This is a genomic window from Shewanella sp. SG41-4 (genome assembly GCF_014164505.1).
In the GTDB taxonomy this organism is placed as follows: Bacteria; Pseudomonadota; Gammaproteobacteria; order Enterobacterales; family Shewanellaceae; genus Shewanella.
The window spans coordinates 1-4,116 of record NZ_JACJFI010000302.1; the positions used below are offsets into that span (position 1 = coordinate 1).

3 protein-coding genes are annotated in these 4,116 nt (G+C 41.2%); 1 reads left to right on the forward strand and 2 read right to left on the reverse strand.

The window, feature by feature from the left end; genetic code table 11:
• The coding region (locus H5202_RS18535; protein ID WP_182773370.1) for a M13 family metallopeptidase at positions 1 to 2,019 on the reverse strand (2,019 nt) is incomplete at its 3' end.
• A gap of 293 nt (positions 2,020 to 2,312) precedes the next feature.
• Between H5202_RS18535 and rsuA the strand changes: the two genes are divergently transcribed.
• Positions 2,313 to 3,002: a 16S rRNA pseudouridine(516) synthase RsuA gene (gene rsuA, locus H5202_RS18540; RefSeq protein ID WP_336244819.1), complete on the forward strand. Its 690-nt coding sequence runs from the start codon at positions 2,313 to 2,315 to the stop codon at positions 3,000 to 3,002.
• 176 nt (positions 3,003 to 3,178) lie between these two features.
• Here the strand turns inward: rsuA and H5202_RS18545 are convergent.
• Positions 3,179 to 4,116 (reverse strand): DUF4097 family beta strand repeat-containing protein (locus tag H5202_RS18545; protein ID WP_259397379.1); only part of this gene is annotated, 938 nt, incomplete at its 5' end.

Sequence of the window (4,116 nt, forward strand, 5' to 3'; positions counted from 1 at the left end):
GTAGAACTCAGGCATGTTAGATAACGCACCTAATGCACGGAAATGACCAGGTGAATGCGGATCAGTTGCTACGCGGTTACGCATTGCTTCTTCTTTCATCTTCACACGCCAAATTTGAGTGAAGCCCATGAAGAAACGTTGATCGCCTGTTAAGCCATCAATAACCGGTGCTTCTTTACCATCAAGTGACATTTTGTAAGCTTTATAGGCGATAGTCACACCTGATAAGTCACCAATGTTCTCACCTAATGTTAGGCTGCCGTTTACGTGTAGGTCGTCAAATACTTGATAACCATTGTACTGAGCGATTAATGCATTGCCTTTTGACTCGAATGCTTTTAAGTCAGCTTGGGTCCACCAGTCACGCATGTTACCTTCGCCATCAAATTTAGCACCTTGGTCATCAAAGCCATGGCCCATTTCGTGGCCAATAACCGCACCAATACCACCATAGTTAACCGCATCATCAGCTTCTAAGTTGAAGAATGGTGGTTGTAAAATCGCAGCAGGGAACACGATTTCGTTCATGGTTGGGTTGTAGTAAGCATTAACTGTTTGTGGCGTCATGTGCCACTCGTCTTTATCGATTGGTTGGCCTAACTTAGCTAAGCCTTTGTTATGCTCAACAATCGCCGCACGTTTAGCGTTACCCACTAAGTCATCTGCTTTAATGGTCAGTTTGCTGTAATCATCCCACTTGTTCGGGTAACCAATTTTAGGATTAAATTTAGCCAGTTTGTCTTTTGCAGCAACTTTAGTATCAGCACTCATCCAATCTAGTGAGTCAATGCTTGAACTATAAGCGCCACGTAAGTTTTCAACTAACTGTTCCATGCGGGTTTTAGCTTCTGGTGCAAAGTGACGTTTCACATACACTTTACCCACAACTTCGCCTAGCGTGTCACTTACCGTGCTCACGCCACGCTTCCAGCGAGTTTCTTGCTCTTCTTGACCATTAAGTGTCTTAGAGAAAAACTCAAAGTTTTCGTTATCTAATGCTTCAGATAAATTGCTGGCATTATGTGTCAATGCCATCCAAGTCATGTAGTTTTTCCAAGTAGCAAGGTCGTTATTTTTAAGCACCTCGTTTAAGCCTTGGATATAACTTGGTTGGTTGATAATAATATCAGTTTGCTTGTCGCCGCCAAGCGCTGCTAAATAACCATCCCAGTTAATTTCTGAGGCCAATTCTGGCAGGTTCTTAACTTGGTATAGGTTATATGTTTTAGTACTGTCGCGCGTTTCAACAACGTCCCAATGCTTTTCTGCAATTTGAGTTTCAAGAGCAAGAATGGCTTCAGCGTTTGCTTTTGCATTAGGTAAGCCAGCAAGGTTGTACATTTTTTCAATGTGTTCAACGTAGGCTTTACGGATGTTGACGAAGCGTTCTTCTTGGTTAAAGTAGTAATCTTTTTCTGGCAGGCTTAAACCATATTGCCAAATGTGTGTGGCGTAACGGGTTGAATCTTTAGCATCAATTTCAACATAGAAAGCTAAAGGTGTACCACCACCGTTTGCTTGGTTTTCACCAAAAAACGCGGTTAATTCTTTTTTATCTTTTAGTGCGGCAATTTTATCTAAATCAGCTTGAATTGGCGCAATACCTAATTTATTTAGCGTTTCAACGTCCATAAATGAACGATATAAATCAGCTACTTTCTGCTCATCAGTGCCATCTGCTAGGTTTGGCGTCGCGCTTAAATCTTCAATGATGGCTTTAACGTCATCACGTGCATTTTCACGTAGGTCGTAAAATGCACCAATGTTAGTGCGGTCGCCAGGGATTTCAGCATTCTTCATCCATGCGCCGTTAACATACATGTAAAAATCGTCTTGTGGGCGCACTGACTTGTCGATGTTGTCAAACGTGATGCCAGATGTAAGTGCTTTTTCTACTGCAGTTGCAGTAGCTGTTTTTGCGACATCTGCAGCAGGCGTAACGACTGCCTTGTCATCACTACAAGCACTTAAGCCTGCAATTAATGAGGCGCATAGACCGCCAATAACCAATTTTCTCATGTTGTTTCCTTTGCTTGATGTAAAAAGCCCTTCAATGGGGCAGTGCTATCGGAGTCGCTTAATTAAGTAACAACCCCTTTATCCAAAGGGAAACGTTATTACTTTTTATTGTGAATTGTATGTTAAGGCCTTACCCGTCTATAAAACAAGCCACAATAGGGCCTTTTTAGTGTGTTTTTTGTGACGATGTGTAACCAAAAATTACCTTAGCAGTGAAAAATGTCGGTGATTGATTTCTATTTAAGCGTGTAAGCAGCATAATAGCGTTAATATTTTTAGATTGAGTAATCATTGTGCGTTTAGACAAATTTATCTGTGAAAGTACCGAACTGACCCGGTCATTGGCCAAAAGAGCCTTGCATCGTGGTGATGTTACCTGTGATGGTGTTGTGGTTAAAAACTCAGGTTTTAAAGTACTGCCACAAATGGCGGTGCATTTAGATGGCACGTTAATTAGCGTGATTGGCGAACGTTACATCATGTTAAACAAACCGATAAACACTATTTGTTCAACCATCGATGAAGAATATCCATCAGTATTGAGTTTGATTGATATTGAAAAAATGGACACTTTGCACATTGCCGGCCGATTAGATGTCGATACCACTGGGTTAGTGTTAGTTACTAGTGATGGTCAGTGGTCGCATAAAATCACTTCGCCAAAGAAAGATTGCGGCAAACGTTATTTGGTTGAACTAGCCGAACCTATTGATGACAGTTTAATACAGGTATTTGCCGATGGTGTTGAGCTGCGTAACGAGGATGAACTGACTAAGCCTGCTTTGCTGGATATTATTGACTCAACTCATGTGCGATTGACGATTAGTGAAGGTAAGTATCATCAAGTTAAGCGCATGTTTGCTGCGGTGGGTAATAGAGTGGTTAATTTACATCGTGAAGCGGTTGGTACTATCGAGTTAAACACTGACTTAGCCGCAGGTGAATGGCGCTATTTAACCGATGCTGAAGTAAAGTCTGTGTAGTCGCTATAAGAAAATATAAAGTGCCCGGTAGTCACAATATAATGACAACCGGGCATTTTTTTATCTGCTCATTGCAAATCACTAGCCATCAAAATCTAATCAATAGCCATCAAAATCGAATCAATAGCCAGGCAAAGGCCAATTGTATAAGCATCGTTGCCCCTGATATTTTAAGCTTATTTAGTCAGGCTAATTTTGCCACTAATGGTATTGATGTTGACTTGACCTATTCCAGCTTGAGTTTTGAACTGCAACGTTTTGGCTGGTGAGTACTTTTGTTTTAGCGGTTTATCATCGGTTAATTGATTGTCAATTTTTCCGCCAGGGCCGCCATCAATCATAAAACTGATGTTAGGCATAGCTGTGAACGTTAGTGCCATATCTCCACTTATGGTTTCGAGTTGAGCTTTGTTTAAATCGGCCCCTAAGGTTATTTGTGCATCACCACTGATGGTAACAATGTTTAACTCAGTGACTTGGCTAACTGTTGCGGTGATATCACCAGACACTTGATCGACAGACAACTGTGTAAAGGCACTTTGACTTTTCAGTTCGCCACTCACTAAGCGAAGCTCAGCTTCGCCGTGGCTATTGTTGTCAGTGATATCGCCCGATACCGTTTCTAGGTTAATTTTTCCCGCTAACTCGGAAGTATTAATATCACCCGACACCGTGGTGAGTTTAGTATTGCCACTAAGTTGTTGGGCGTTAATGTTGCCGCTAACTAACGCTAACGATATTTGGCCATTTAGCTGTGATAATTGATAACTGGCTGATACTCCCTCGGCATCTAAACCAAGTTTTTTAGGCAGGTAAATGGTTAGTTGTGAACCTTGTTTATTGCTGCCCTGATAACTACGGGGTAATTTATCTTCTACAATAACGCTATTGCCTTTAACTTCAAATAATAAGCCTTGGCTTAACTCATCAAGTTCACCTTTAATCTGAATGATATTTTTGTCCCAACTGACTAGCTCAACATTACCTCGTTGTATTTTAACGCTGACAGAAGGGTTATCAGTGACAGTTAATTGTTGGTCAATGGCCTCTTTGGCCATTGAGATAAAACTGATACCGATTAACGGCACGATTAACATGTATTTAAGAATGCTCA